This is a genomic window from Mesorhizobium sp. M0047, assembly GCF_040323315.1.
Taxonomy (GTDB): domain Bacteria; phylum Pseudomonadota; class Alphaproteobacteria; order Rhizobiales; family Rhizobiaceae; genus Mesorhizobium.
Genome location: NZ_JAMYUW010000003.1, coordinates 113,208 through 138,714 on the forward strand (window position 1 = coordinate 113,208; position 25,507 = coordinate 138,714).

A 25,507-nucleotide genomic window follows, 5' to 3' on the forward strand; every position below is an offset into this window, starting at 1 on the left:
TGATGCTGCGCGACATTGCTGTCGCGCAGCAGGATAGCTTAAGGGGACTGCGGCTCGTAAGCACCGGCATTGTCGAGCGTAACAATTCCGACTTGGCCCTCTTTCTGACCTGATATGAGCGCGTGCCCATCGTTCAGGATCACGTGAGGCGTCTTCTTGCCGGCCCGCGCATCCAGAATGGCCTGAACCGCCGTCTCGGCCGCGGTCTGCCGGTAGAAGCCCGTGGTCGCCTGGATCCAGCCCTTCCTGAGGGCATCCACCGACCAGGCCGTACCACCGGCCTCGTAGACCTTGACGCTGCCCAACTTGCCGGCGGCCTCCAATGCAGGGATCGCACCCTTCGACATGTTGGTGTAGGCACCGACGATGATCGACAGATCCGGATTGGCCTGCAGCATCGTCTGCGTCTTCACCTGGTTGTCAGGTGGAGAATAGTCGGTTCGATGGATGGCCACGACGTCGAAGTCCGGGTGCTCGGCCTTGATCTGCTCGAGCGCCTTGTCGAAGGCTACGGTGATCGGGTGCAGGTTCGGACCGGTGAGAATCCCAACCTTCTGCGGGCCGGGATTGTCGGCAGCCGCCTTCTCCATCACCGCCTTGAAGGCGCTCGGTGTTTCGTTGCCGCCGACATAGACAAGCGTCCCAGGCGACCAAAGCTCCTCGCCTTCATTCGACGAACGGCCGCAGGCCGTGCCGGTAGCCTGTGCGACGAGCACGTTTGCCTCCGGCGCCAGCTTGGTGACCGACTCGCAGACCTGACTGCCTTCGACGGGTACGACGATCCAGGCGTTGTAGCCGTTGAGAAGCGCATTCTGCATCTGGTTGACTTGAGTCGCGACGTCAAAGCGGGCGTCGAACACGTCGAACTTGAAGCCGTGTTTCTCGGCCATATTGCGAACACCCGTCACCGTCGACTGCACGGCGCTATTCGTGCCGATCTCAATGAACAGCGCGAGCTTCAAGGGTTCGTCGGTGTTGACGACAACCGGCTTTTGCAACCCGACATCGACGTCGACCGTTCCCGCTGCCGCAGTCATGGTGCCGGCCACGACGACGCCTAGGCTCAACAGGCTTTTCAGCCCGCAGTTTATCCCCGCGAAGCGCATTATTCGATCTCCGGCTTGAAGGCGTCGACATTGCTCCTGTCGAGGAGATACGGTTTGGTCGGGGGCTGTCCTTGCACCAGTGGCTCGCCGAGATCGCCGATCGCCCGGGCGACGTTTTCACCCTTCTGCGCTTTGGCCAAAGCCATGACCGCGTTGTATGCGTTGGACTTGAGGCGGTTGGCGCTCGAAACCGCGATCTTGCCGTCCTTCAGCGCCTGTACCGCCCAAGCCGTCGCACCATTGTCGTAGATCTTCACCTTGTCCAATTTGCCAGCTTCTTCGAGGACCGGCACAAGGCCCTTCGAGAGATTGGAAAAGGCCGTGTAATAAAGCGTCATGTCCGGATTTGCCTGAACCATCGGGCCTGCCTTCTCCAGCGCGCTCGGCGTGGAATAGTCGGTCCGAGCGATGGCAACCACCTGCACATCCGGGTACTTCTTCTTGAACAGCTCGAGCGCTGCCTCATGGTTCTTGGTGATCGGGTTGAGCTCAGGTCCGGTAATGACACCAAGTTTCTGCGGTCCGGGATTCTCCTTTCCCATCCGGTCGAGCACTTGGAAGAAGGCGAGCGGCGTCTCCGCTCCGCCGACATAGGCGAGCGTGCCCGGCGACCACAGCGCCTCACCCTCGTTGGAACCGCGTCCGCAGATGGAAAGGACGGCCGTGACGACGACGATGTTCTTTGCCGGAGCGTCCTTCGTGGCGACATCGCACATGATGTTGCCTTCGACGGCCTTGAGCACCCAGGCGTCATAATCCCGGGTCAGCGCATTCTGAAGCTGGTTTATCTGGGTCACCGGATCGAACTTGCCGTCGAAGACATCGATTTTCCAGCCGAGTTTCTTGGCGGCTTCAGTGGCGCCGTCGATGCTCGCCTGCATGGCGCTGTTGTTGGCGCCTTCCGAGAAGAAGGCGATTTTCAGTGGCCGATCCTTGGCAAGCTCGACAGTCTTGCCTTCGCCGACATCGACCGTGACAGTCTGCGCCAGTGCAGGCAGTGCAGGCATGGCAAAGAGCGTGCCCGTCAACAGGGCTGCCGCCAGGCCTGTCTTGAATTTGGTTCTGTAGTTCATCATTTCCTCCCGTTGAGTTGTCTATTGAGCTGTGTAGCCGCCATCGGCGGCAATATCGGCTCCGGTGACGAAGCTCGATTCATCGCTGGCAAGAAAGAGTGCGACGCGCGCTATCTCGATCGGCTCAGCTTGCCGCTTGAGCGGATGCGCATCGATCAGATTGCGCACATAGGCAGCGCCCTCGGGGCTCTCCTCCATCGCACGCACCGTCATCTGCGTCCGTGTCGATCCGAGGATGATCGAGTTCGACCGGATGCCGTTTTGCGCATAGGTGACGGCGTCGCATTTCGACAGAAGCCGCACCGCCGCCTTTGTCCCGTGATAGAGCGGGATATCGGCGTTGCCGATGACCCCGTAGGTCGAAGAGATGTTGACGATGCTGCCGGGCTTTCCTGCCGTCAGGAGGCCACGAATGACATGCTTCGTGCAAAGGAAGGTGCCTTTGACGTTGACCGCGAACACCGTATCGAAATCCGTCACACTCGCCTCATGCGTCGGTTTTCCGGTGCCCGCGATGGCGGCGGCATTGACCAGAATGTCGGGCGCGCCCCATGCCGCCGAAATGTCGGCCAGGGCACCGGACACGGCGTCTTCGTTGGTGATGTCGACTTGGTGGTAGCGGACATCCGCTCCCAGTGCCGCCAACGCCTGAGCGGCTCTTTCCTTGCTGTCGAAGACGGCGACTTTCGCACCCTCTTCAACAAACAGAGCGGTCACCGCGCTTCCAACGCCGCCTGCCCCACCGGTCACAACCGCGACACGATTCTTGAGCCGGTTCATGCCTTTTCTCCCAGTGCTTCCATGATGGTCCGCTGGTTGCCGATCGCCGCCATGAGCAACAGCCCGCCGTCTACATAGAGGGTGGTTCCGGTTGTGTAGTTGGCGTTGGGCGATGCGAGATACGCGATGGCCTCGGCCATCTCCTCCGGCTTGCCGGGTCGCGAAATGGGGAGTTCGGGCCTTTTGCGAGCCGCGACATCCTCGCCTTCGACCGCTCCGCTCATGGGTGTTGCAGTCTCGCCTGGCCCTATCGCATTGACGCGTATCCCGCGCGACGCGAGATCGAGCGCCATGCATTTCGTCAGCATGCCGACGCCCGCTTTCGACGAGCAATAAGCTGCGCCGCCCTTGAGGGGCACAGCCTCATGGACCGATGACAGATTGACGATGCGTCCCCTGGTGCCGGAAGCGGCCATGTGATTGGCGATGACCTGTCCGGCAATGAATGCGCCTGTGAGGTTACAGGCGACGACGCGGTTCCAGTCTTCCAGCTTGAGCGACAGGAAATCATCGAAAGCGAGCGTCCCTGCATTGTTGACGAACACATCGACGCCGCCGAGATCGGTGACGAGTGCGTCCAGCGCCGCGTGGATCGAGGCCGGGTCGGTCTGCTCCATCTGGCGAATGGCCACGCGTCGGCCCGCAGCCTTGACACGGCGCGCAGTCTCCTGCGCGCCCTGCGAATTGCTCGCGAAGGTGATGCCGATGTCGTAGCCCAGTCCAGCGAGATGAAGCGCGGTTGCCCGGCCAATGCCGGAACTGGCTCCAGTGATTATCGCGATCTCATTGGGCATCGTCGTTTCCTCCAAATGTCTTCATATCTGGCAGCATCGCCGCAGTGTCCCAGTGGAAAGGCATGAGTTCCAGGATGCGATCGTTGCGGACGCGGAAGAACTGGAGCAGCGGCCAATCGAGCGCCTTGCCGGTCGGCCGCGACACCGCAAAAACATGCGAGCGACTGAAGATCACATCCTCGCCCGATGGGTAGAAGCGTGGATCCCTGACCTCCAACGACGACCACTGGCGACCGAACGCTTCCATCCAGCTTTTGAAGCCGGCCGGCCCCCTCCATTCGCCACCGTATGGCAGGGACGCCGGCTGGTGAAGGATGCAATGCGGATCCAGCGTTTCGGCAATGATGCTGAAATCTCCGCCGCCAGGCGACAGATAGATCGTTTCCGCCTCGTAGAAGCGCATCAGCGTGTCAAAAGCCGCGCTGTTGGCAGCGCCTGCTATTTCTGTGTTCGATTGAACGGTCATAGAGATCAGTCCGCCTCCGGCTGATAGCCAGCGACATTCGACTTGTCGATGAACTGGACCAGATTGCCCTTGGTGATGGGCTTTCCCTCGTTTTGAATGACGTGAGGGACCCGCTCCCCACGTTGCGCCGCCGCAATCGCTTCGACCGAGGCAGCAGCGTTGGACCGCAGGTAGAGGGCGGTCGTGAAATCGATCGTGCCGGCCTCCACGGCCTGCTTCGCCCAGGCCGTGCCGCCGGCATCGAACACCTTCACGGTGCCGAGCTTTCCTGCGGCGTCCAGCGCCTGCACAATGCCGCGCGTCATGTTCGAATAATGCGAAAGATAGAGGGTGATCTCGGGATGCGCCGAGACGATTGGCTGTGCCTTCTCGAAGGCGACCGGCGTCGACCAGTCCGTCCGCGCCTTGGCCACGACAGACCAGTCCGGCGCTTCGGTAAGAAAGCGTTCGAGAGCAGCTTCGAAGTTGAGGGTGATCGGATTGAGATCGTTCCCGGTCAGGATCCCGACCTTCTGCGGTCCGGGCGCAAGTTCGCGGACCTTGTGCAACACCTCAAGGAACGCATCGGGCGTCTGTGTGCCACCGACATAGGTGAGCGTGCCTGGCGACCATTGTTCCTCGCCTTCCTTGCCAGAGCGCCCGCAGATCGGAAGCACGGCATTGACGACAAGTATGTTGCGCTGCGGGGCCAGGACGGACGAAGGCTCGCACATAGTGTTGCCTTCCAGCGGCTTGACGATGAACGCGTCGTAGTCCCGGTTGAGCGCGTTCGCGATCTGATTGCTCTGTTTGACGGCATCGAAACCGCCGTCAAACACATCGATGGACCATCCGTGCTTGGCGGCAGCTTCCTTGGCCGCCTCGATGCTCGCGGTCATCGCGGAATTGTTGGTGCCCTCGGAGAAGAAGGCTATTTTCAAGGGGCGATCTGTGGCGAGCTTGACGGTCATGCCGTTGCCTACGTCGACATCAACAGTCTCCGCCGCATGGACCGGCTGAATCATCACCGTGATAGCCAGTATCGTCGCACTGATAATGCTTTTCATCTCACTCCCCATTTGGATCATTGCTCCCGCCGCGCCCGAACGTGATCGTGCGGACGAACTTGATGCTTGCGCATGCGTCGATACTACTGGCGCCTCCGTCGGCGGCGCCAGCTGCCGGTCGGTCTACCGCCCGGCCAGTTCGTGGTTCACGCCAAAGTCCTCCGGTGGCGTCGGACCCCAGATATAGAAGGCATCCTCCGCGTCGTGGTCACCGGCTTGCCAGTCCATATCCTTCGGGATGAAATCCATATCGCAGGAATATTCGGTGTAGCTGCCCCAGGGATCGCGCACATAGTGGAAGTAGTTCGAGCCGAGCACATGTCGGCCCAAACCCCAACCTCGCGAAAATCCCTTGTCTGCCATTTGCATGGCGCCGAGCCCGATGTCATTGAGGCTGTCCACCTCCCAGCTCGTGTGGTGAATGCCGGGCCCCGTGGATTTTACGAACGCCACCAGGTGGTGGTCACTGCCGTGCTTGCCGTGAAGGAATGCTATCTCGTTTCCCGTACGATCCGACAGCGCGAGCCCCAGCACACGCTCGTAGAACATGACAGCCCGATCGACGTCGGCGGTAAACAGCAGGACGTGCGAAAGGCGGTTCGGTCGCGTCATGCGCGCCTGTTTGCGCGATGGCGCCCCTGCTACGCCAGGCGCGGATGATTGAAACTGGCCGTGCGCCTTTGCGTCGGGAGACGACTTGGCAGCGACTTTCAGTTCGACAAGAATACCATCGGGATCGCGAAACCAGATTCCGTTGGATTCCAATCCATATGGTGGATCGAGGCGTTTCACACCGAGTTCGTCAAGGCGGCGAGCGAAGCGCTCCATGTCGTGCTCGAACATCCCGAAGGACAGGTAGCCCAGCGCCTTGTGGTTTGCCTCGACTATGGTGCACCAGGTCTGGGCATGCCCAAAGGTTCTCAGCGCCAGACCATTGCCGACCTGCTGAACGTCCAGGCCGAAAGATTTATGGAACGCTTCCGCCTCGCTCAGATCGGGAACCGAAAAGGTGAAGCTGTCGAGGGAGTGAACGCCAAGAACGTCGTCACTGGCGCTGCGCTCCACATATCCTCTCAATGCCGTCATGCCATTCCTCCCGAATGAACTGACCTACCCTGTCAAGCAGCGCGGCGGTCGGCGGCGTCGCTCTCATCCACGATCCTGTTGCGCAGCAATCCGACCTTCTCGATCTCGACTTCGCAGACGTCGCCCGGCTTCATGTACAGTTTCGGATTGCGCGCATGCCCGATGCCGGAAGGCGTGCCGGTCACAATGACATCGCCGACCTCAAGGGTCACCGCTTCGGAAAGCGTGGAAATCAGGGTCGCCACATCGAAGATCAGTTCATTTGTGGAGGCGGACTGCACGACCTGTCCGTTGAGACGCGTCTCGAGACGCAGCCCGCTCGCGCCCTCGGGCAGTTCGTCGGCAGTGACGAGGTCCGGCCCGAACGCTCCCGTGGAATCGAAATTCTTGCCGATCGTCCATTGCGGCGACTTGAACTGGTACTCGCGCACCGAACCGTCATTGAAGACCGAATATCCGAGCACATGAGCCAAGGCGTCCGTCTTGCTGACATGCCTGCCAGCACGGCCGATGACCACGGCGAGTTCGCCTTCGAAATCGAGCGTATCCGACACGACCGGGCGCACCATCGGGACGTTGTGACCCATCAGGCTTGAAGCGAACCGGTTGAAGAATGTCGGGTAGTCGGGCTGCTTGTAACCGCTTTCTGTCGTGTGGTCGGAATAGTTGAGACCGACGCAGACGATTTTCGGCGGGGTGCGCAGAGGCGGCAGCCAGGCCAGGCTGCCGGCATCCAGGATCGGGGCCTGGCTCAGGACGGCATGGGCGCTCTCCAGGCTCCCAGGTCCCGCGGCTACCAAGGCGTCAAGGGAACCTACATAGCCTGTTTCGTTTTCGAACTGACCACGCAACACGCCGTCTACGATGACGCCGGTGCCGATGCCACCTAAGCCTTGAAAAGATCTGAACCGCATATCAATTCCTCGAAATTCCTCTTGATCCAAACCCTAGGAGAGATTCCAAAGTGAGTCAACAATAATATATTATTTTGATGGCGCATCTGGTATAGGTTTCGGCGCATGAGCATGGAGCACAGGATGGTAGCGGAGCCGGCGAACAAGGCATCTCTGGTCAGGGATCGCCTTCGAGGGGATATCCTGCGGGGTCGGCTGATGCCGGGCCAGAAACTGAATATCAGCGAGCTTTGCAGTCGCCTGCAGGTCAGCCTGCCAGCGGTGCGCGAAGCGCTGTCCGCCCTGCAAGGTGAAGGACTGGTGGATCTCAAGGCGAAAAAGGGTTTCGAGGTCTGCCAGCTTTCCGTACAGGATTTCGCCGACCTGACGCAGGCGCGTATCGAGATCGAGTCCGTCTGCCTGAGACTTTCGATAGCCGCCGGAGACGCCGCATGGGAGAAGCGCGTCGAGGACGCATTGCGTGATTTGCTGGCCGTACGGCGCTATACGGACGAGACGCCGCCGCAGATGAACGAAAGCTGGAGCGATCTTCACGCCAGGTTCCATGAAGAGCTGGCGTCAGGAATGAACAATCCGTGGCTGGCGGACATCCGACGCACCCTGTTTGCTCAAAGCGAACGCTTCCGCCGCTTGTCAGTACCGATGGAGCACTCCAGCCGCGACGTGGACGACGAGCACCGCACGATTGCCGAAGTAGCCCTTGTGCGCGACACGGAAACCGCGGTTTGCCTGTTGCGGCGGCACCTTCAGGCCACGTTCAGCATTGTGGCTCGCTGATCACTCAGCGTGGCGATGGCGAGCGACAAAGGCCCGCTTCTTGGCCTTGTTGCCGCATCCAGGACCTTCGGTTGCGCACCAGATCCTATTGTTGGCCCGGCTCTTATCCAAAAAGAACATGTTGCACGTCGGATCGGCGCACCGCTTGACCCGATCGACTTCGCCGCTGCCGACAAGCTGTATGAAGTCCCGCGCCAGCGTCGACAGGACTGACGGAACGAGGACGTCGGCATGCAGGACCACGCCATGTCCCTCCGCGCCGAGTTCGGGACGCAGAGGTGGCCGCTTCGCCGCTTGATTCAACGCGCCGATATCTGCCACATCCGGTTTGCGTCTCTCCTGCAGATCCTCGAGCACCCGGACCATCACGTCACGCAGGGTTTTGGCTTCGCTGAGATCGCTGTCCTTCAGCAAAGTCTCCTGCGTCGAAATGCCGGCATGCTTGATCCAGCCCGCCAGGTCGTCGAGAGAGCGCAAACGCTCGATATCGCGGTGCCCCCTCTCGCCCACCGTCGCAAGGAAATCCAAAGCGACGCTGTTCGACCGAAACCTGAATTCCAAATCCCCGGCGGATATTTTGCGCACAATTGGTAACCTGCTTAGCCGGTTCCGTTATAGCGATTGAACCGGCTGTTGTCCACGTCGAGCTTCTAGGCGGCGCGGATGGCTTTGCCGGACGCCGCGACATAGTCGGGAACATGCCAATAGAATGGCCGGAACTCGGCGATGCGGCCATTACGAACCGTGACGACCTGCGCCATCGGCGCGTCGTGCACCTGGCCGCTGCGTCTGGCGCGCGTGACGAGACGGCACAGGATGACGATCGTGTCACCGGAGACGAAGAACCTCGCATCCTCGACCGACAGCTGGTCGAAGGCGTCGCTCATTTTCAGGGACCAGTCCCGGAACCCTTCATGGCCGCGATATTCGCCGCCCCATGGCAGATCGGGCGACTGATGAAGTTCGATGGCAGGATCAAGCGTCGCGGCCATCTCGTCGAAAGACGCGCCTGCCGCCGCGCCTCCCGCCGCCATATAGCGCCGCTCGGCATCGTAGAATGCATTAAGAGTGTCGATTGGGCTGGTCATTCGTTCTGTCTTTCCTGGATATCCAATACTGCGTCCCTGCCAGCCTCATCATCACGCGAAGGCAAGGCGAGATTCGCGATGAAAATACCCACGGGTCCGGGCTTCGACGCCCGGATCCGTGTAATTGGATCAGGGGGATTCCGGTGTGTACCCCTCGACATTTGCCTTCGTGATGATTGCGACGTCGCCTTCCCTCTGCCCGGGAAGCAGAGCATGGCCATCATTGAGGACGACATGCGGGGGCTTCTTGCCATCGAAAGCATCGACGAGGAGCTTGACCGCCGTCGCTGCCGCTGTCGCGCGATAATAGCCGGTTGTTGCAGCAATCGTTCCGGACTTGATCGCATCGACCGACCACTTCGTGCCGCCGGCCTCATAAAGGCGAACCTGGCCTACCCGTCCGGCAGTTTCCAGTGCCGCTGCCGCCCCTTTGGACATGTTGGTGTAGACGCCGATGATGGCGTCGACGTCCGGCACCACCTGCAGGATGCTCTGCGTCTTCTGCTGGTTCATTTCGGGTGAATAATCGGTCCGGTGCGTTGCTACGATCTGAACGTCGGGGTGTTCCTTGACAACTTCCGCCACGGCCTTGTCGAAGGCCTGGGTGATGGGATGGATTTCCTGCCCCGTAAGCAGCGCGATCTTCTGCGGGCCCGGCTTGTCGTTCACGGCCTGCATGATCACCTTCTTGAACGCGGCTGGCGTCTCGTTGCCGCCAATATAGGTCAACGTACCGGGCGACCACAGTTGCTCGCCCTCGTTCACCGAGCGGCCGCAGATCGACATGGTCACCACGGCGACGGGTATGCCGGCACTCGGCGCTTCCTTGGCAGCCATGTCGCAGACCTGATTGCCTTCGATCGCCGCGACGATCCAGGCATCATATCCACCAAGCAGGGCGTTCTGCATCTGATTGACCTGCCGGGCTATGTCGAACCGGGCGTCGAACACGTCGACTTCGATACCGTGCTTGGCCGCCTCCTCCTTGGCTCCCGTCACAGTGGATTGCACGGCCGAATTGGTGCCGATTTCGATGAACAGTGCGATCTTCTTCAAGCCGTCCTTGGCTACGGTGATCGGCTTGTCCAGACCGACATCGATCGAAACATCCTCGGCCAGAGCCGGATGGAGGCTCGCGCCCAGTGCGAGCAATGCCCCGGCCGTCCTGGAAATCCAAGTTTTCATTTCAGTTCCTCCCGTTGCAACTTGATTGACGTTCAGCGATTGCAACTCAGCGCCGAACACTGTGGACCGATCGGTCCAAACGAAGTTAAAAAATTACACGGACAGCCGCGCCCTCATCATGGGCCATACGTGAAGGATGAACTCCGGCGCGTTTCGCACCTTCGATTGCAAGACCGCGCCGGTCATCATCATGTAGAGGTCCTGGGCTGCGGTCCTCGCGTCCTCTACCCTGAAGCTCCCGGACTTAACCCCTATCGACACGGCCCGCTCCAGAAAGCCGATGATACGGTCGAAGACGCTCTCGACCACCGCGCGCACATTTTCGTCCAGCGTGCTCATCTCTGCCGCCGCGAGCACATAAGGGCATCCCAAAACCTTGCCGGTCCGCTGTTTCTGCCGCATCATGTCGGCAACCGTAATGCTTACATAGGCTTGCAGCTGTTCTTCGGCAGCCGCCGAAACCTTGAAGACTTCGGCATAGTCAGCCGCGACACGCTTCCAGTGAAATTCGTAGGCCGCAACCACCAGATCGGATTTTGATCCGAAAAAATGGTAAAGACTGCTCTTGCTCACCTTGGCGCGCTTGCAGACCATATCGGTCGAAACGTTGCCGACACTGCGCGCCCAGATCAAATCCAGCGTCGCCTGGAGAATGCGTTCTTGTGTGGTTTCGACTTCGGACATGCCATGGGTTTATCATGGACCGATCAGTCCAGTCAAGGAGGCGCAGATCGGCCAAAAGACCGATCCCGCATCTCTAGCAAACCGTCCTGCCGCCGTTCACCGCGAACCTTTGCCCGGTGATAAAGTTCGCCCTGGGCGAAGCGAGAAACACCACCATGTCGGCAATGTCTTGCGGCGCGCCGAAATGACCGAGAGGAGTGCGCTCGACATACCAGTCCCGCTTCGCCTTAGGAACATCGCAGTGGCGCTGGACCGGTATCCATCCCGGCGCGACCAGATTGACCGTAATTCCTTCAGGACCGAGTTCCTTCGCCCAGGAACGCGTCATGGAAACCATGGCGCCTTTGGCCGAGGCATAGTTGCCAAAATACGGGTTACCGAGCTCGGCCACCTCGGACCCTATATTGATCACTCTCCCCGACTTGCGCTGCCTCCAATCCGGAAGGACCAGTTGCAGCAATTCGAGCGGCGCTTTCACGAAAAATTCGAGCTGATCGAGATACGTTCGCCAGCTCTGTTCCATCAGCGGCATTTCCGGCTGAGGCCCCGTGGCATTGTTGACGATCAGGTCGACCGGCCCGAGGTTTTCTCGGATTGACCGCAGGCCGATTTGCAACTGCTCCTTGTCGACTACGCTGAACTTGGCGGCAAACGCCTTGCCGCCCGAATTTTCGATCGAATTCACGACATGGGCAGCGCCTTTGTCATCATTGGCGTAGTTCACGGCGACGGCCCAGCCGTGTGAGGCCAATGCTTGGGCCATCACTGCCCCGAGGCTGCGCGAGGCACCTGTCACAAGCGCTACCTTCATCGTCTTCACGCCTCAACAGACTGGTTTCGGTACAAGCCGGCGTCGAACGAGGACGAGCGCAGCATTTTGAAGCTTCCGTCTTCCATGCCGTCAGACCGCGCCGGTCGGCGCGGCGTTATGCAACAGGCCTTCCGCCTTGAGCTCGATCCACAGTGCCGCTGGAATCTCGGTGGCCGCTATCTCCAGATTCTGTTTCATCTGTTCTATGCCGCCGCCGCCAGGGATGACCGATACGATCTGCGGATGAAGCAGGGGAAACTGAAAAGCTGCATCGATCAGCCTCACGCCGTGACGCCGACAGACCGCCTGAATCTTGCGGACGCGATCAAGAATGTCAGGCGGCGCCTTCGCGTAATTGTAATATGCGCCTTCGATCGGACCCGTGGCGAGGATGCCCGAATTATACGGTCCGCCGATTACGACGCCGATGCCCCGCGCCTGACAGAATGGCAGGAAGCTTTCAAGCGCTTCCTGTTCCAGCAACGTGTAACGCCCGGGCACAAGAAACAGGTCGAAATCGCCGCGCTCGGCGACCGCCTGGCTGCACTCGACATCGTTCTGGCCGCTTCCGATCGCCTTCGTGGACCCCTCGTCACGCAGCCGGACCATGGCGTCGTAGCCGCCCCGGCTGAAGAACTCCTCCATCCTTTGCTCGAAAGCCTCACGCGACCCATGCGTATAGATGTCGAGATCATGAACCATGAGGACATCGAACCTGTCGATCCCCATTCGCTCGAAAGAATCCTCTACGGAGCGCATGACGCCGTCATACGTGTAGTCGTATATGACCTTGCGGTTCGGCACCTCGTGCCAGAACCCGATTCCATCCCTTTCTTCCGCTGAACTGGCACGCAGAAGCCGGCCGACCTTGCCGCCGAGAATGTAGCTGTCGCGCAGCTTTCCTCTCAGGAAGGGGTTCATCCGCGTTTCGGCAAGGCCAAGCCCATACATCGGCGCGGTGTCGAAATATCGGACGCCGCCCTGCCATGCGGTTTCGAGCGTTTCCTGGGCCTCGTTGTCACTTATGGCGCGATAAAGGTTGCCGAGCGGCCCGGTCCCAAGGCCAAGCTCGGTGAAGCTCAGGCCTGCGTTCCCTGCGCGGGTCCAGTTGCGTAGACGCATCATGTCATTCCTTGATGTTGAGCTGTTGCCGGGCGATGAAACCCGCCCTCGAACGAAAGCGGTTCGTGCTAGTCGGGAAACAGCAATACGGCCTTCACTGCCTCGCCAGCTTCCGCCTCGGCGATGGCCCGGTTGATTTCGGAAAACGGGTAGAAACTCAGCAGCCTGTCGAACGGAAAAAAGCCCTGTTTCTGAAGTTCTATGAGGTGTGGGATAAACGCCTGCGGATTGGCGTCTCCCTCGACAATGCCGCGGATACTGCGGCCCGCCGTCATGATGTCCATGACATCCAGGGTGATCTCGGTACCGGGCGGAGCCGCGCCGACGATGCCGCAGACGCCGCGATGCGCGAGGGCATCGACAGCAGTCCGGATGACCTGCGAGATGCCTGTCGTATCGAAGGCGTAGTTCACGCCCGTCCCGGTGATGCGCTTGATCTCCTGCGACAGGTCAGGTGCACTTCCATCCAGCACATGGGTCGCGCCCAGTTCCAGGGCGAGATCGCGCCGGTTCGGGTGCAGATCGATGCCGATGACGGTGCGGGCGCCGAGCAGTTTCGCCGCCATCACCGCGCTGAGGCCGACAGTGCCGAGACCGAAGACGGCGATCGTCTGACCCGCGCTGAGCGTGAATGAATTGATGACCGCGCCTGCGCCGGTCTGGATGCCGCAACCCAGCGGGCCGAGAATTTTCAGGGGCACATCCTTGGATACGCGGACAACGTTGCGCTCGCGGCACAGCGCGTGCGACGCGAAAGACGATTGCCCGAAGAAGTTGCTGTGTATCCGTTCGCTGCCGCGCCGCAGGGATGTGGATCCGTCCGGACGATGGCCGGCGAAATTGTGCTCGAAATAGGCGTCGCAGTATTGGGGGGCGTGCTCCCGGCAACTCTCACAAACACCGCAATAGTCGAAGCTCATGATGACGTGATCGCCGGGCGCGATGGATTTTACCAACGGACCCACATCGATGACCACTCCTGCCCCTTCGTGACCCAACACGATCGGCTGGGGGACCGGAAAAATCTGGTCGCGCATGCCAATGTCGGTGTGACAGATGCCTGTCGCGACCAACTTGACCAGAATTTCGTCCGCACGCGGCGCTTCGAGCGTGAGGCTCTCAATGCTCAACGGCGCATGAGGCGCGCGCGCGACCGCTGCTGTGATTTCCATCGCCTCAGTCCCCGCTAAAACGGATAATGCACAGGCTCGGTCGCGATCGTGATCCAGCGCAGGTCGGTGAATTCGTGGATCGCCGCCTTTCCGCCGAACCGGCCGAAACCGCTGTCCTTCATGCCGCCGAACGGCATTTGCGCCTCATCGTGCACAGTAGGACCGTTGATGTGGAACGAGCCCGTCTGCACTTTCTTGGCGATGCGCAGCGCCTTGGTGACATCACGGGTGAATATCGCGCCCGCCAATCCATAGTCAGTGTCGTTGGCGACGCGCACCAGATCATTCTCGTCCCTGACGCGGACAATCGTCACGACAGGGCCGAAACTCTCCTGCGCAAAAAGCGACATCTCGGACGTGACATGATCGGCAACTGCGGGTTTGAACAATCGACGACCGATGCGGTCGCCGCCGCTCACCGAGGCACCCTTGGCGTTAGCGTCCTCAAGAAGGGAGATGAAACGGTCTGCCGATCGATCGGATATGACCGGCCCGATGACCGCGCCCTTGTTCGGATCACCGACCGGCAGCTTGGCAATCTTGGAACGGAGCTTTTCGACGAACTGATCTGCGATCTGTTCGTCGATGACCACGCGCTCGGTGGACATGCAAATCTGCCCTTGGTTCATGAACGCGCCGAACGCCGTGGCGTTGACGGCCTCATCGATGTCGGCATCGGCCATGACGATCAACGGAGACTTTCCGCCGAGCTCCAACAGAACCGGCTTGAGTGCGCGACCAGCCAGTTCGCCAACGATACGGCCGACCCTGGTCGAGCCGGTGAAATTCACCCGCCTCACCGCCGGATGCTCGATGAGGGCCTTCACGACGGCGCCAGCGTCCTTTTCTTCGTTGGCCACCACTCTGACGACATTGGCGCCCAGTCCGGCCTGGCCCATCAGATCGGCCAGCAGGGCATGCGTCTTCGGGCATGTCTCGGATGCCTTCAGGACAACAGTGTTCCCGCAGGCAAGCGGCATTGCGAGCGCGCGCGTCGCAAGGATGACCGGCGCGTTCCAGGGCGCAATGCCCAGACACACACCGGCCGGCTGGCGGATCGCCATGGCGAATGAGCCGGGACGGTCGGCCGGGATAACCTCACCGCTGATCTGGCTCGTCATCGCTGCCGCCTCGCGCATCATTCCGGCGGCGAGGCGTACATTGAAGTGCGCCCATGCGGCAGACGCCCCGATCTCCTCTGCCATCAGGGCCGTGAACTCGTCGCCCTTGCCGGCGAGCAGGTCTGCTGCGTCGTTGAGACGTCTGCGACGTTCGCTTGGCCCCAGTTCGGACCATTGCTGAAAAGCCGCCTGTGCGGAATCCACGGCAGCCAATGCCGCGGTAACGGCGCTGTGGTTCGACACATCCGTTAGAGGGTGGGCGGAAGCACTTACTGACATTTCAAAGCTCCGGATGGTGTTGGCCAAAATCTCTTAGCGCCGTGGCGGCTGCCAGCGACGTCGATCCGTCGTCGCCTCGTAAGCCTGGGGGGAACGGATTTGCACGAGTTCCACGATTCCACCCCATGGCGGACTGGTATAGACGTAGCGGTTGTCGTGTCCTGCTTCGGCGAAGGGCAGATCATTGATCTGACCAAACACCCGACCGCCATGCGTCTTGACGAGCCCAACAGTCGTCTCGATATCGTCGACCGAGACAGCGAAATGCTGGGTGCCCAGATCGCAGGCGCGCACCGGTTCCCTTTGGCCTTGCACCGAATATTTGAACATCTCCAGTCCCGGTCCGGCACCGAGCGACATGACCCGGACGGCTTCGAGCACTGTCTCACCCGGAACGCCCAAATCGTTGGCCATCTCCGGCCCCATCACCGGGTCGACCAAGAGATCGTAAAGTTTCTCTCCGCCGAACACCGCCTCGAAATAGGCCTGCGCCTGGTCAAGATCGGGAACGGTGATGCCGATGTGATCTATTCCGCGTGCTATCGCCATTGCTTGCATTCTCCGGATCCAACGACGGCTACTTGACCACCCCGAGCTTGCTGCGGTCGATGCTGACCGCGACTGCCGCTATGACGACCAGGCCGAAGGCCATGTTTTGCACGGCGGGTGGAAAGCCGAGAACGATGGCGCCGGTCTGAAAGAGCGTCGCAACGATCCCTCCCACTATGCTTTGCCAGACGCCGCCAACACCGCCGGTTATCGCGGTACCGCCTATGACCACTCCAACAATCGCCGGCAAGAGCAGGTTTGTCGCAAATCCCGGGGCGCTGTAAAAAGTCTGCGAGACAAGCATGCAGCCCGCCAGTGCGGCATAGAGCGCCGAGATGGCATAGGTGATTGTATAGGTCAGAGTCACATTGACGCCCGACATCAGTGTCGCTCTCTCGTTCGAACCAATCGCGTAAATGTTCCGACCCAGTATCGTCATCCGCAGCACGACGACCAGCAAAAGCGCAGACGCGGCGATGACCAGAACGCTATTTGGAACTCCCAAACTTGTTCCACCAAGTTCCTTGAGAAACGGGACGCCGGAATCGATCGGAAGCGCCGTCGCCCCACTCCAGACCAGGGCGCTGCCCGAAAGCAGGCCTAGAATGCCAAGACTGGAGATGAAGCTGGGCAACTGCAAATAGACGCGCAAACCTCCATGCACCGCACCGATGACGGCCGATATGACGAGTATGGCGGGGATGGTCATCGCGCCGAGTGCCGGGGAAAGAAGCGCGATCAGCACACCGGCGAAACTTGCCATGGCCGCAACCGAAAGGTCGATGCCACCCATCAAGATTGGAAAAGTTCCAGCAAGCACCAGCATCAGGACAGGTCCGGCATTGACGGCAAAGGTGCGAAGCCCACCAACTGAAAAGATCTGCGGCACGGTGATCCAAAGCAGGATCGCCATGGCGCCAAGCAGCAGCACCGGCGAAAAATCCATGAGCCGGACGCGCCTCAGATAAAAAGAAGCCGGCATTTTGAAGCTGAGTTCACTCATGGTCCGTCTCGCCATATCCAAAGCACCACCTCACACCATAGCCTTGATCAGTGCTTCCTCAGCTGGCGGATCGTACTGCACGTCGGCGAACTGTTCCGAGATCTCGCCGTCGCGCATGACAATGATGCGGTCGGCGAGAAACAGCACTTCATCCAGCGTATCGGCAACGAAGATCACCGAGACGCCCTGCTCCGCGAGGTCGCGGATGATTGCAAAGAGGTCCGAACGCGCGCCCGGGTCGAGGCCGCGTGTCGGATGATCCAGGACCAGAAGCGTGATTTCAGGGCTTATCAGCCATTTTCCCAGGACGGCCTTTTGCTGGTTGCCACCACTGAGCGCCGACATGAGCGCGCTGCCGAAGCGCGGCTTCACGCCCAGCTTCTCCATCCAGTTGGCGACGGCGGCGGTTTCCTCGCTCCGCTTTCTTAAGATGCCGGCTCCGGTAAACGATTTGCCCAGCGCCAGGCACATATTGTCAGCTACCGACCGACCGAGCAGCGCACCCTCGAATTTGCGTTCCGCCGGGACATAGCCAATGCCGTTGCGCACCGCCTGCCGCGGGCTACGAAGCTGGACGCCATGGCCGCGCAGACGGATTTCTCCCTGCCCTTCGTCCTCAGCTCCGAAAACGACGCGGCACAGCTGTTCGGCTCCAGAGCCATGCACGCCTATGAGGCCAAGGATTTCACCCTTCTGAACCGTAAGGGAAGTTGGTTTGAGCGCGCTGCCGCAGCTCACATTGCGCAAAGCAAGTTGTTCCTCCTGCGCAGGCGGCTTCTTTCTCTGCGCCGGAGTGGCGCCTTTCAGGCGCTGCTGCCCGATCATCAGTTCATAAAGTTCGTCCGGATCCGTGTTCGCCTTCTCGCGCTCCGCTACGACCTTGCCGTCGCTGAGGACATAAACGCGATCCGAAATGTCGAGAACTTCGTCCATGCGGTGAGAGACGAATATGACCGATGCACGCTCCCGGACACGGCGGATGTGGCCGAACAGGACCGCGATATCGTCATTCGACATGATTGCGGTCGCCTCGTCGAACAGCACGACCAGATCACGGTCGGCCATGTCTTCGAGCGACAAGACTTTCGCGAGCTCCACCATTTGCCGCTGCGCGAAAGTCAGGGTTTCAACGGTGGCTTCTGCCGAGATATCCAGGCCCAGTCGGTCGAGATGCGCTTGCGCTTTGTTGAACAGAGCCTTCCATCGATAAAAGCCCCAGCGACGGATGCCATCGGCCCGATTCAGATAAATGTTTTCTGCGACAGTGAGATTGGCGATGAGCGATTGTTCTTGATGCACCATGCCGATGCCTTGCAGCGAGGCGTTCAGCGGCGAAGTCAGAACGGCGGACTGTCCGCCAATAAAGATCTGTCCCGTGCTTGGTTGAACGATACCGGCAATGACCTTCATCAAAGTCGACTTGCCGGACCCGTTCTGTCCGATGAGACCCAGGATCTCGTTGCGGCGCAACTCGATGCTTACGTCGTCGAGTGCGGTGACGTCGCCGAAACGCTTGGATAGATTTTTGATCTCGAGCGCAGACGTCATTTGACCACCCTCAGGCGGCTGCGCATCCGCCAAGTCCCCATGGCAACCGCCGTAACAAGGGCTGCGCCCTCGATTGCCTGCCGCAGCAGCGGGTCGAAACCGGTCATGACCAATCCCTGCCTGATGACTTCAAGGATCAGCACACCGACTATCGAATAGAGGACACCGCCACGGCCGCCCGACAGCAAGGTGCCACCGATCACCACCGCGCTGACCGCTGGGAAGGCTAGTCCCTGGCCGGCAATCGGCTCGCCATAACCAAGACGCGCGGCAGAAAGAATGCCTGCAAGGCCTGCCAGCAAGCCGCAGACCGCAAATGCCGCGATCTTAAAGAATGAAGTGTTGACGCCTGCGAGTTTGAGCGCGGTCTCATCTGCGCCTATTGCGCGACAGATACGTCCAAAACGCGTATGGCGTTCGACCACGACAGCACCAGCAATGACCAGCATCGCCAGATACACCACGATGCTCAGGCCACCGATCTTGGTCAATGCTATTCCAATCAAGAGCGGATCGCTTATCACCGGTGGCGTACCGGGAAACAGCAACGCAGCGAGCCCAAGCAGGGCGAACCATGTCCCTATCGTCACAATAAGGGATGGGATCCTCAGACCAACGAAGAGGATGCCGTTCAAAAGACCGAACGCCAGGCCGCAAGCCAGTGCCAAACCGATCCCGCCCAGCCCCAGGTTTTGCGGCGATGCAGAGTTCGCGACCAGGAGCGAGACGATCATGCCAGTGGCCGAGACGACACCTTCGAGAGATAAGTCTATCGACCCCTGAAGCACGACGAACGTCAGGCCCACCGCGAGTATACAGGCGACGGCGGCGTTCTCCAGCAGCGCGGACATACTGAACCATGAGATGAAGCGCTGGTTCAACAGGTAGAAGCCCGCGACAAGCGCCATCAGCACCAAGACGGGTCCGATGCGGTTGAGACTGTTTTGCAGGGAGGGAACTGTCATCAGGTCTTCCTCGTGACTGCCGGCCGGTTCACGGCCGGCAGCAAACGGAATGGCTATTTCATATCGCCTTCGCCGATCTGTCCGGCAGACTGCGCCCAGAAATCCTTCTTGAGAGCGTCGTAATTGAACTTCGTCAGGTCCACGTTCCGGTAGCCATCGAGAACCTCGGCCACGTTGTTCTCACCCACCAGTTTCTGCTTGAGATAGAAATCGCGCTGTTCATGGCTGAGCTTGTCGAGGCTGATGTCTCCGACCGCGGCTGCATAGGCCAGCGCCGCGCCATACGCACCGAAGGTGAAGTTGTCGTCATGTACTGTCGACAGGGCGTCGCCCTTGGTGATCAAGTCCCAATATGCGACCGTGCCGTCGCCGCCGGTGACCTTGACCTTGCCGTTCAGTCCGCTTTCACGCAGGGCGGCGATCGCGCCCATACCCATTGCGTCGTTCGAACCGAACACGCCGTTCAGGTCGTCTCCGAAGCGGGAAATCCAGCCACGCGTGGTGTTCTGTGCCTCGGTTGCCGCCCAATTGGCAAAGCGGGTGTCAAGGAGTTTCACGCCTGGACACTCTTCCAGCGCTTTGTTCAATCCTTCCAGGCGCCGTTTTGCGGGCGGGTTGTCCGGCACACCGCCAAGCGCTGCGATATTGCCTTTGCCGCCGAGGGCGTCGCACAGCGACTTGCCGGTCATCTTTCCAATTTCGGTCGCATTGAACGCAATGTTCGCAACCCATGTGTCCGAAGCCGTGTCCCAGGGATGGATGTCCTCGGGCCGGTTGTAGACGGTAACGATCTTGGCGCCCGCCTCATGCGCCTTCTCGACGATTGCCTTGGTGAAGGCGATCGAGGCCGTATCGACCAAGGCGATGCAGTCGCTGCATCCGCCGGCAAATGCCGAACTAAGGTCGGACAGCAGCTTCTGGCCCTGAAAGTCACTTTGCAAAACAGTAATCTTGATATTCGGATCGACGGACTGGACAGCCTGGGTTGCGCCCTTGACGAAATCCACCCAATTTTCTGCCGACATTGAGCCCACGCCGATAAACAGCCGCTTGACTTCCGCAGCCGAAGCCTCGGAAGTCGCCGCCCCAACGGCGAGCGCCCCAACCATACCAAGCGCCATCCTCAATTTTTTCACGTGCATTATCTCCTCCCGAGGTCCTGCCTTCTTTGACTTGCACTGCGACTTTTGGTCATGTGCTTCCGATTGACCCAACCGGCACTCGAATATAGAGTGTTCCCATATAGAGACAGTTCCCTATAGAGAACGAGATATGTTTCTGTCAAGAGATGCCAACCGCTTTTTGGCCCGAGGTGTAATATGACATCCGAGACCGATGATGGATCAGTCAAATCAGCGGTTCGCGTGCTTGAGGTTTTCGAATTTCTCGCCAAGCTAGGCAGGCCGGCAGCCCACGGGGAGATCGCCGACGCGCTGGCAATTCCGAAGAGCAGTCTCACCAAACTTCTGAAGACGCTGACGAATTATGGCTATCTGGAAAGCCGCGCCGGAGAAGCCGGGTTCAGAATTGGACCGCGGCTGAAAGGCCTGGTCGAGATCTCTGAAAGCAATTTCGACATCGCCGAAATTGGATTGCCGACATTAAAGAAGATCGCGGAAAGCCTCGGGGAATCCGCAGCGCTGAACCAACTCCATGGCGAAGTCGCGGAGGTGGTCGCAACCGTGTCAGGACAGCAGCGCCTGTCGACAACGATGCGACTTGGCGATGTTGCGCCGCTTTACGCCACGTCAGGCGGCAAAGTCATTCTTGCCTACATGCCCGATCAATGGGTCGAAGATTATCTTGGACGGACAAAGTTCCGGCAGATAACGCCAAGGACGATCACGAAAGCACAAGAACTGCGCGATCAACTTGAGAATATCCGAGACACAGGGTTTGCCTACTCGTTTGACGAATTCACGCCCGGCATAACCGGCATCGCCAAGGCTGTGCTTTCGGCGTCGGGAACGCCGCTGGCCTCGCTTAACGTCACCATCCCATCGGCGCGGTTCACCGACTCGCTTCGAGCGAGCGTCGAAGACACAATCGCGAAGGCAGTCTCAGCACTTGAGCGGCACCAGCGGCGCCAGACCTGAACATCGGAGCCACTGGTTTTAATCACTCCGCCTCCGGACCCGAATAAATTTATTCTTATATGAGAACTGTTTATGTACGTGCATTGATTTTTGACCCGACGTGGGGTAGCACTCGCTTTCGAAGGCAACCCCTCGGATCTGCCGGATCGCCAAACGATGAGAGAGCGGACACATATGCTGCAGATCGACACGCCTACCTACGCCAGCGACAAGCAGGAGCTTCGTGACCTGATCGAGAACTGGGCAGTCTGGCGTGATGCAGGCGATTGGGAGCGCTTTAGGACGGTTTGGCATCCCGACGGCATGATGATGGCCACCTGGTGCCAGGGAACCGTGGACGAATTCATCGACATGAGCCGCCGGGGCATTGAAAACGGCGTCTCGATCCTTCACTTCCTGGGAGGCCAGTCGATCGAGATTGTCGACGATAGGGCGATCTCGCAGACCAAGATGACGATCTCCCAGCGCGCGCGGGTAGACGGTGTGCTTTGCGACGTGGTCTGCACAGGCCGCTTCTACGACTTCGTTGAGCGGCGGGACGACAAATGGGGGCTGGTGCTGCGGCAGCCGATTTATGAGAAGGATACGATCGCACCGGTGGATCCGTCAGCGCGGCTCAGCCTGGACAAGGAGCGGCTGGGCGCATTCCCGGAGGGCTATCGCCATCTCGCATATCTCCAGACCGGCATAGGCTATGCTGTCAAGAAAGATATGCCGGGGCTCCGCGGTCCTGAAGTCGAACAACTCTATGCTCGGGGCGCTGCGTGGTTGCTAGGCTCGGAGCTGTGAATGCACTGCCCGCAGCCATTAAGCCGCGAGCTCGATAAAAATGGCGACAAAAACGAAAAACTTTGCCTTCAAAGGCCTGCCGACACGCGTTGTCTTCGGCGAAGGAAGCTTTGAGGAAATTGCCAGCGTGGTAGCCTCTCTTGGCTGCGAACGTGTGCTGGCGATAACCACGCCGGAACAGGCGCATCTTGCGGACAGGATCGAAGCGCTTCTGGGCGAGCATCTCGTGGGCAGTTTCACCGAAGCAAGAATGCACACGCCCCTGCCTGTGACGGAAAGGGCTCTCGCCCGGTTGAAGTTGGTCGCGGCGGACGGACTGGTGTCGATCGGTGGAGGATCGACCACCGGCCTGGGCAAGGCGCTCGCCGTCCGTACCGGAATTCCGCATCTGGCAATTCCCACCACCTATGCCGGCTCGGAAATGACCGACATTTTGGGTGAGACGACCGACGCGGGAAAGGTTACCCGGCGCTCGGAGCAGATCCGGCCTCAGGCGGTGATATACGATCCGCGGTTCACCCTGTCTTTGCCGATCGGCATGTCGGTGGTCAGCGGGCTCAATGCCATGGGTCACGCCGTCGAAGCGCTCTATGCGCACGACGCCAATCCTATCATCTCGATGATGGCCGAAGCTGGCTTGAAGGCGATTCATGAAAGCCTGCCGAAGATCAAGCTCAAGCCGGATGACTTGGAGGCGCGAACCGAGGCGCTTTACGGCGCATGGCTTTGCGGTGCCTGTCTTGGTTCTGTTTCGATGGCTCTGCACCACAAGGTCTGCCATGTGCTTGGCGGATCATTCGATTTGCCACACGCCCAGACACATGCGGTGATTCTTCCGCATTCGACTGCCTACAACGCCCAAGCCGCGCCACAAGCCATGAACGTGATCGCGGCAGCGCTAGGTTGCTCTGACGCCGCAGCCGGATTGCAGGATTTCGCAAGGGAGCTCGGCTCGCCCACGACATTGAAGGAACTCGGCATGCCGCACTCCGGCATCGAGCGGGCAACCGACGAGATCCTTTCCAACAGCTATCCCAATCCACGCCCGCTGGAACGGCAGGCCATTATGTCCATGTTGGCGGATGCATGGTCAGGCGCCCGCATCAGCGGGCCGCATCCATGAGGCTGCCAATGAAGACGCTTTCGCATCCGGTCGGCAATGAACAGGCGATCACCGATGAAGTGCTGGAGCGAATTGCGAACACCGCGGACCCGCGCGTTCGCGAAATCAGCCAAGCGATCGTGCGGCATCTTCAGGCGTTCTGCGTCGAGGTTCGTCCTTCATTGAAGGAGTGGCGCTACGGCATCGACTTCCTCACGCGGGTGGGGGCGATGTGTTCTCCAACGCGGCAGGAATTCGTGCTGTTGTCAGACACGCTTGGCGTTTCCATGCTGGTCGACGCCATCAACCATCAGGCCGGTGGCGAGACGACGGAGACGACCGTCCTTGGCCCATTTTATGTTGAAAATCCACCGGTGCGGGAACTCGGCGCCTTCATTGCCGATGGACTGACGGGAAAGCCGCTCCTGGTCGAGGGTTCGGTTTGCGACGACAGCGGCAATCCCATTGCTGGCGCCACCGTCGACGTCTGGCACTCGGATGACGACGGCTTCTACGATGTGCAGGGCGAGCACGGGCTGGATGTTTTGACAGGGCGCGCCCGGTTCGAAACCGATCACGATGGCTCCTTTTGGTTCCGCAGCATTGTTCCGCGCCATTACCCAATACCCGACGACGGACCGGTCGGCGACATGCTGAAAGCGCAAGGCCGCCACCCTAACCGGCCGGCGCACATTCATTTCATGATCGCGGCGCCTGGCTGCGAGACCCTTGTCACGCACCTCTTCGTCGCCGGCAGCCCCTATCTCGATTCGGACGTCGTCTTCGGCGTCAAGGACGAGCTGATCGTTCAGCTTAATGACCAGCCCGCTGGAGTCACCGAGCGCGGAAACCGTGTGGATGAGCGCGTCCAGGCGTTGCGCTACGATTTCATTCTCGCGCCGGCACGTTGATTTCACATACAGTCCACAGGAGCAATCAATGAAGGCAATCGATTTTGTATTCTGGCCCGCCTCGGCACGAGTCCATGGATTTCGGGGACATGTCGAAGCCGCGCGAAGCGGGGGGTTCACATCGATGGCCATTGCGCCTGAGACCTATCTGGAAGCGCTCGAGTCGGGGCTCACGCCAAGTGAGATGCGCAAGATGGCGGAGGATGCCGGCGCCCCTTTGCGCTATCTCGATTCGCTGACGGACTGGGCGCCGATCCGCGTGCCGACAGAATGCAGCCCGGCCCTGCGCGCCCGCTTCGACGTGAGCACCGATCATTGCTTTCATATCTGCGAAAAGCTTGGTCTCAACTCGATTCTCGCCGTGCCCGGTTTCGATGAAGGGTCCGTCGAACTTACGCAGCTCGTCGACGGTTTCGGACGCTTCGCGGAACGCGCGAGTGTTGAAGGATACTGGATCGACCTCGAATTCATGCCGTTCCGCGGCATGGCCAACCTGTCGGACGCCTGGGCTATCATTTCGGCGGTCAACCCTTCGAACGCCGGCATTCTGGTTGATGTCTGGCATTTTTCCAAAGGCAGATACGAGCTCGACTTGCTGAAAACCATTCCCGGACAGTTCCTCGCCGGAATGCAGATTGCGGATGGCAAGATGACGCAAGTCGGAACGTCGCTTTTCGACGACACCGACAAATACAGGAACTTCCCCGGTGAGGGCGAGATGGATGTGGTGGGGATCATCCAGGCCGTCGCAGAAAAACAGTGCCTGCGGCACGCCGGCCCCGAGGTCTTCTCGCTCGAAGCAGATGCGCTCTCCGCTGAAGAAACCGGCAAGACGTCGGCAGAGACAACGCGTCACGCGCTGCTGGAAGCCGGCGTGGCGGTGCCGGGCAGATAAATCGCGCTTTCGCCAAGCCCGCTCCAAGGCGACCACGCCGACGCACATTGTCGATAGCGAACGCCGGCTACACTTTCCCCACGCTCGATAGCCGCGGTACCGGTTATGCGTGCGTCTGACATGCCCGGCGGGTCTCCAACCGCGA

The 25,507-nt window shown here is 59.9% G+C and carries 27 protein-coding genes; 6 read left to right on the forward strand and 21 right to left on the reverse strand.

Annotated features, from left to right (window positions below):
- Nucleotides 1-38: 38 nt before the first annotated feature.
- The 8 genes from NKJ89_RS03795 to NKJ89_RS03830 all read right to left on the reverse strand — a co-directional run bounded on the left by NKJ89_RS03795 (nt 39) and on the right by NKJ89_RS03830 (nt 7,265).
- Complete coding sequence (locus NKJ89_RS03795) at nt 39-1,106, reverse strand: sugar ABC transporter substrate-binding protein (protein WP_352600005.1); 1,068 nt, start codon at nt 1,104-1,106, stop codon at nt 39-41.
- The gene (locus NKJ89_RS03800) at nt 1,106-2,179 is read right to left on the reverse strand and encodes a sugar ABC transporter substrate-binding protein (RefSeq protein WP_352600007.1); all 1,074 of its coding nucleotides are present in this window, start codon (nt 2,177-2,179) and stop codon (nt 1,106-1,108) included. The genes NKJ89_RS03795 and NKJ89_RS03800 overlap by 1 nt, the downstream gene beginning before the upstream one ends.
- Nucleotides 2,180-2,200: 21 nt before the next feature.
- A complete protein-coding gene (locus tag NKJ89_RS03805) occupies nt 2,201-2,959 on the reverse strand; it encodes an SDR family NAD(P)-dependent oxidoreductase (RefSeq protein WP_352600009.1) in 759 nt (252 codons plus the stop codon).
- Nucleotides 2,956-3,753, reverse strand: coding sequence for an SDR family oxidoreductase (locus tag NKJ89_RS03810; protein ID WP_352600011.1), 798 nt, complete (start codon nt 3,751-3,753; stop codon nt 2,956-2,958). Before NKJ89_RS03810 ends, NKJ89_RS03805 begins: the two co-directional genes overlap by 4 nt.
- Complete coding sequence (locus NKJ89_RS03815) at nt 3,743-4,219, reverse strand: nuclear transport factor 2 family protein (RefSeq protein WP_352600013.1); 477 nt, start codon at nt 4,217-4,219, stop codon at nt 3,743-3,745. Before NKJ89_RS03815 ends, NKJ89_RS03810 begins: the two co-directional genes overlap by 11 nt.
- A 5-nt stretch (nt 4,220-4,224) precedes the next feature.
- Nucleotides 4,225-5,265 carry a sugar ABC transporter substrate-binding protein gene (locus tag NKJ89_RS03820; protein WP_352600015.1) on the reverse strand — a complete coding sequence of 347 codons (1,041 nt, stop codon included), beginning with the start codon at nt 5,263-5,265 and terminating at the stop codon, nt 4,225-4,227.
- 123 nt (nt 5,266-5,388) lie between these two features.
- A complete protein-coding gene (locus NKJ89_RS03825; RefSeq protein ID WP_352600017.1) occupies nt 5,389-6,330 on the reverse strand; it encodes a VOC family protein in 942 nt (313 codons plus the stop codon).
- Between the two features lie 53 nt (nt 6,331-6,383).
- Nucleotides 6,384-7,265 carry a fumarylacetoacetate hydrolase family protein gene (locus NKJ89_RS03830; protein WP_352600019.1) on the reverse strand — a complete coding sequence of 294 codons (882 nt, stop codon included), beginning with the start codon at nt 7,263-7,265 and terminating at the stop codon, nt 6,384-6,386.
- A 123-nt stretch (nt 7,266-7,388) separates the two neighbouring features.
- Between NKJ89_RS03830 and NKJ89_RS03835 the strand changes: the two genes are divergently transcribed.
- Nucleotides 7,389-8,042 (forward strand): GntR family transcriptional regulator, encoded by a 654-nt coding sequence (locus NKJ89_RS03835; RefSeq protein WP_352600321.1) that lies wholly within the window; start codon nt 7,389-7,391, stop codon nt 8,040-8,042.
- Here the strand turns inward: NKJ89_RS03835 and NKJ89_RS03840 are convergent, their stop codons facing one another.
- The 13 genes from NKJ89_RS03840 to NKJ89_RS03900 all read right to left on the reverse strand — a co-directional run bounded on the left by NKJ89_RS03840 (nt 8,043) and on the right by NKJ89_RS03900 (nt 20,678).
- The gene (locus NKJ89_RS03840) at nt 8,043-8,570 is read right to left on the reverse strand and encodes a CGNR zinc finger domain-containing protein (protein ID WP_352600021.1); all 528 of its coding nucleotides are present in this window, start codon (nt 8,568-8,570) and stop codon (nt 8,043-8,045) included. It lies immediately after the preceding gene.
- Nucleotides 8,571-8,692: 122 nt separating this feature from the next.
- Nucleotides 8,693-9,130, reverse strand: a complete 438-nt coding sequence (locus NKJ89_RS03845) for a nuclear transport factor 2 family protein (protein ID WP_352600023.1) — start codon at nt 9,128-9,130, stop codon at nt 8,693-8,695.
- 129 nt (nt 9,131-9,259) lie between these two features.
- The gene (locus NKJ89_RS03850; RefSeq protein WP_352600025.1) at nt 9,260-10,315 is read right to left on the reverse strand and encodes a sugar ABC transporter substrate-binding protein; all 1,056 of its coding nucleotides are present in this window, start codon (nt 10,313-10,315) and stop codon (nt 9,260-9,262) included.
- A 93-nt stretch (nt 10,316-10,408) separates the two neighbouring features.
- Nucleotides 10,409-10,999, reverse strand: a complete 591-nt coding sequence (locus NKJ89_RS03855; RefSeq protein WP_352600027.1) for a TetR/AcrR family transcriptional regulator — start codon at nt 10,997-10,999, stop codon at nt 10,409-10,411.
- A 73-nt stretch (nt 11,000-11,072) separates the two neighbouring features.
- Nucleotides 11,073-11,810: an SDR family oxidoreductase gene (locus tag NKJ89_RS03860; protein ID WP_352600029.1), complete on the reverse strand. Its 738-nt coding sequence runs from the start codon at nt 11,808-11,810 to the stop codon at nt 11,073-11,075.
- 90 nt (nt 11,811-11,900) lie between these two features.
- Entirely contained in the window at nt 11,901-12,932 is a 1,032-nt protein-coding gene (locus tag NKJ89_RS03865) for an aldo/keto reductase (protein ID WP_352600324.1), read from the reverse strand.
- Between the two features lie 68 nt (nt 12,933-13,000).
- Nucleotides 13,001-14,104 carry an NAD(P)-dependent alcohol dehydrogenase gene (locus NKJ89_RS03870; protein WP_352600031.1) on the reverse strand — a complete coding sequence of 368 codons (1,104 nt, stop codon included), beginning with the start codon at nt 14,102-14,104 and terminating at the stop codon, nt 13,001-13,003.
- A 14-nt stretch (nt 14,105-14,118) separates the two neighbouring features.
- Complete coding sequence (locus NKJ89_RS03875; RefSeq protein WP_352600033.1) at nt 14,119-15,504, reverse strand: aldehyde dehydrogenase; 1,386 nt, start codon at nt 15,502-15,504, stop codon at nt 14,119-14,121.
- Nucleotides 15,505-15,537: 33 nt separating this feature from the next.
- Nucleotides 15,538-16,053, reverse strand: coding sequence for a VOC family protein (locus tag NKJ89_RS03880; protein ID WP_352600035.1), 516 nt, complete (start codon nt 16,051-16,053; stop codon nt 15,538-15,540).
- 28 nt (nt 16,054-16,081) lie between these two features.
- On the reverse strand, nt 16,082-17,056 hold the full coding sequence (locus NKJ89_RS03885; RefSeq protein ID WP_352600037.1) for an ABC transporter permease: 975 nt from the start codon (nt 17,054-17,056) through the stop codon (nt 16,082-16,084).
- A 30-nt stretch (nt 17,057-17,086) separates the two neighbouring features.
- Nucleotides 17,087-18,637: a sugar ABC transporter ATP-binding protein gene (locus NKJ89_RS03890; RefSeq protein ID WP_352600039.1), complete on the reverse strand. Its 1,551-nt coding sequence runs from the start codon at nt 18,635-18,637 to the stop codon at nt 17,087-17,089.
- Nucleotides 18,601-19,569 carry an ABC transporter permease gene (locus tag NKJ89_RS03895; RefSeq protein WP_352600041.1) on the reverse strand — a complete coding sequence of 323 codons (969 nt, stop codon included), beginning with the start codon at nt 19,567-19,569 and terminating at the stop codon, nt 18,601-18,603. The genes NKJ89_RS03890 and NKJ89_RS03895 overlap by 37 nt, the downstream gene beginning before the upstream one ends.
- A gap of 53 nt (nt 19,570-19,622) precedes the next feature.
- Nucleotides 19,623-20,678, reverse strand: a complete 1,056-nt coding sequence (locus NKJ89_RS03900) for a sugar ABC transporter substrate-binding protein (protein WP_352600043.1) — start codon at nt 20,676-20,678, stop codon at nt 19,623-19,625.
- 210 nt (nt 20,679-20,888) lie between these two features.
- Between NKJ89_RS03900 and NKJ89_RS03905 the strand changes: the two genes are divergently transcribed.
- The 5 genes from NKJ89_RS03905 (at nt 20,889) to NKJ89_RS03925 (ending at nt 25,362) form a co-directional block, all read left to right on the forward strand.
- A complete protein-coding gene (locus NKJ89_RS03905) occupies nt 20,889-21,665 on the forward strand; it encodes an IclR family transcriptional regulator (protein ID WP_352600045.1) in 777 nt (258 codons plus the stop codon).
- Nucleotides 21,666-21,839: 174 nt separating this feature from the next.
- Nucleotides 21,840-22,454, forward strand: a complete 615-nt coding sequence (locus NKJ89_RS03910) for a nuclear transport factor 2 family protein (protein WP_352600047.1) — start codon at nt 21,840-21,842, stop codon at nt 22,452-22,454.
- A gap of 40 nt (nt 22,455-22,494) precedes the next feature.
- Complete coding sequence (locus NKJ89_RS03915) at nt 22,495-23,577, forward strand: maleylacetate reductase (protein ID WP_352600049.1); 1,083 nt, start codon at nt 22,495-22,497, stop codon at nt 23,575-23,577.
- 8 nt (nt 23,578-23,585) lie between these two features.
- Nucleotides 23,586-24,467 (forward strand): dioxygenase family protein, encoded by an 882-nt coding sequence (locus NKJ89_RS03920; protein WP_352600051.1) that lies wholly within the window; start codon nt 23,586-23,588, stop codon nt 24,465-24,467.
- A gap of 28 nt (nt 24,468-24,495) precedes the next feature.
- A complete protein-coding gene (locus NKJ89_RS03925) occupies nt 24,496-25,362 on the forward strand; it encodes a TIM barrel protein (protein WP_352600053.1) in 867 nt (288 codons plus the stop codon).
- The last annotated feature ends 145 nt before the right edge of the window (nt 25,363-25,507 follow it).

What these genes read in the sequence shown, in the direction of transcription:
- NKJ89_RS03820 (WP_352600015.1), bottom strand. Translation starts at nt 5,265, where the DNA reads ATGAAAAGCATTATCAGTGCGACGATACTGGCTATCACGGTGATGATT.
- NKJ89_RS03895 (WP_352600041.1), bottom strand. Translation starts at nt 19,569, where the DNA reads ATGACAGTTCCCTCCCTGCAAAACAGTCTCAACCGCATCGGACCCGTC.
- NKJ89_RS03885 (WP_352600037.1), bottom strand. Translation starts at nt 17,056, where the DNA reads ATGAGTGAACTCAGCTTCAAAATGCCGGCTTCTTTTTATCTGAGGCGC.
- NKJ89_RS03900 (WP_352600043.1), bottom strand. Translation starts at nt 20,678, where the DNA reads ATGGTTGGGGCGCTCGCCGTTGGGGCGGCGACTTCCGAGGCTTCGGCT.
- NKJ89_RS03855 (WP_352600027.1), bottom strand. Translation starts at nt 10,999, where the DNA reads ATGTCCGAAGTCGAAACCACACAAGAACGCATTCTCCAGGCGACGCTG.
- NKJ89_RS03920 (WP_352600051.1), top strand. Translation starts at nt 23,586, where the DNA reads ATGAAGACGCTTTCGCATCCGGTCGGCAATGAACAGGCGATCACCGAT.
- NKJ89_RS03865 (WP_352600324.1), bottom strand. Translation starts at nt 12,932, where the DNA reads ATGCGTCTACGCAACTGGACCCGCGCAGGGAACGCAGGCCTGAGCTTC.
- NKJ89_RS03845 (WP_352600023.1), bottom strand. Translation starts at nt 9,130, where the DNA reads ATGACCAGCCCAATCGACACTCTTAATGCATTCTACGATGCCGAGCGG.
- NKJ89_RS03925 (WP_352600053.1), top strand. Translation starts at nt 24,496, where the DNA reads ATGAAGGCAATCGATTTTGTATTCTGGCCCGCCTCGGCACGAGTCCAT.
- NKJ89_RS03795 (WP_352600005.1), bottom strand. Translation starts at nt 1,106, where the DNA reads ATGCGCTTCGCGGGGATAAACTGCGGGCTGAAAAGCCTGTTGAGCCTA.
- NKJ89_RS03835 (WP_352600321.1), top strand. Translation starts at nt 7,389, where the DNA reads ATGGTAGCGGAGCCGGCGAACAAGGCATCTCTGGTCAGGGATCGCCTT.
- NKJ89_RS03880 (WP_352600035.1), bottom strand. Translation starts at nt 16,053, where the DNA reads ATGGCGATAGCACGCGGAATAGATCACATCGGCATCACCGTTCCCGAT.
- NKJ89_RS03910 (WP_352600047.1), top strand. Translation starts at nt 21,840, where the DNA reads ATGCTGCAGATCGACACGCCTACCTACGCCAGCGACAAGCAGGAGCTT.
- NKJ89_RS03810 (WP_352600011.1), bottom strand. Translation starts at nt 3,753, where the DNA reads ATGCCCAATGAGATCGCGATAATCACTGGAGCCAGTTCCGGCATTGGC.
- NKJ89_RS03805 (WP_352600009.1), bottom strand. Translation starts at nt 2,959, where the DNA reads ATGAACCGGCTCAAGAATCGTGTCGCGGTTGTGACCGGTGGGGCAGGC.
- NKJ89_RS03815 (WP_352600013.1), bottom strand. Translation starts at nt 4,219, where the DNA reads ATGACCGTTCAATCGAACACAGAAATAGCAGGCGCTGCCAACAGCGCG.
- NKJ89_RS03875 (WP_352600033.1), bottom strand. Translation starts at nt 15,504, where the DNA reads ATGTCAGTAAGTGCTTCCGCCCACCCTCTAACGGATGTGTCGAACCAC.
- NKJ89_RS03860 (WP_352600029.1), bottom strand. Translation starts at nt 11,810, where the DNA reads ATGAAGGTAGCGCTTGTGACAGGTGCCTCGCGCAGCCTCGGGGCAGTG.
- NKJ89_RS03830 (WP_352600019.1), bottom strand. Translation starts at nt 7,265, where the DNA reads ATGCGGTTCAGATCTTTTCAAGGCTTAGGTGGCATCGGCACCGGCGTC.
- NKJ89_RS03915 (WP_352600049.1), top strand. Translation starts at nt 22,495, where the DNA reads ATGGCGACAAAAACGAAAAACTTTGCCTTCAAAGGCCTGCCGACACGC.
- NKJ89_RS03850 (WP_352600025.1), bottom strand. Translation starts at nt 10,315, where the DNA reads ATGAAAACTTGGATTTCCAGGACGGCCGGGGCATTGCTCGCACTGGGC.
- NKJ89_RS03870 (WP_352600031.1), bottom strand. Translation starts at nt 14,104, where the DNA reads ATGGAAATCACAGCAGCGGTCGCGCGCGCGCCTCATGCGCCGTTGAGC.
- NKJ89_RS03800 (WP_352600007.1), bottom strand. Translation starts at nt 2,179, where the DNA reads ATGAACTACAGAACCAAATTCAAGACAGGCCTGGCGGCAGCCCTGTTG.
- NKJ89_RS03905 (WP_352600045.1), top strand. Translation starts at nt 20,889, where the DNA reads ATGACATCCGAGACCGATGATGGATCAGTCAAATCAGCGGTTCGCGTG.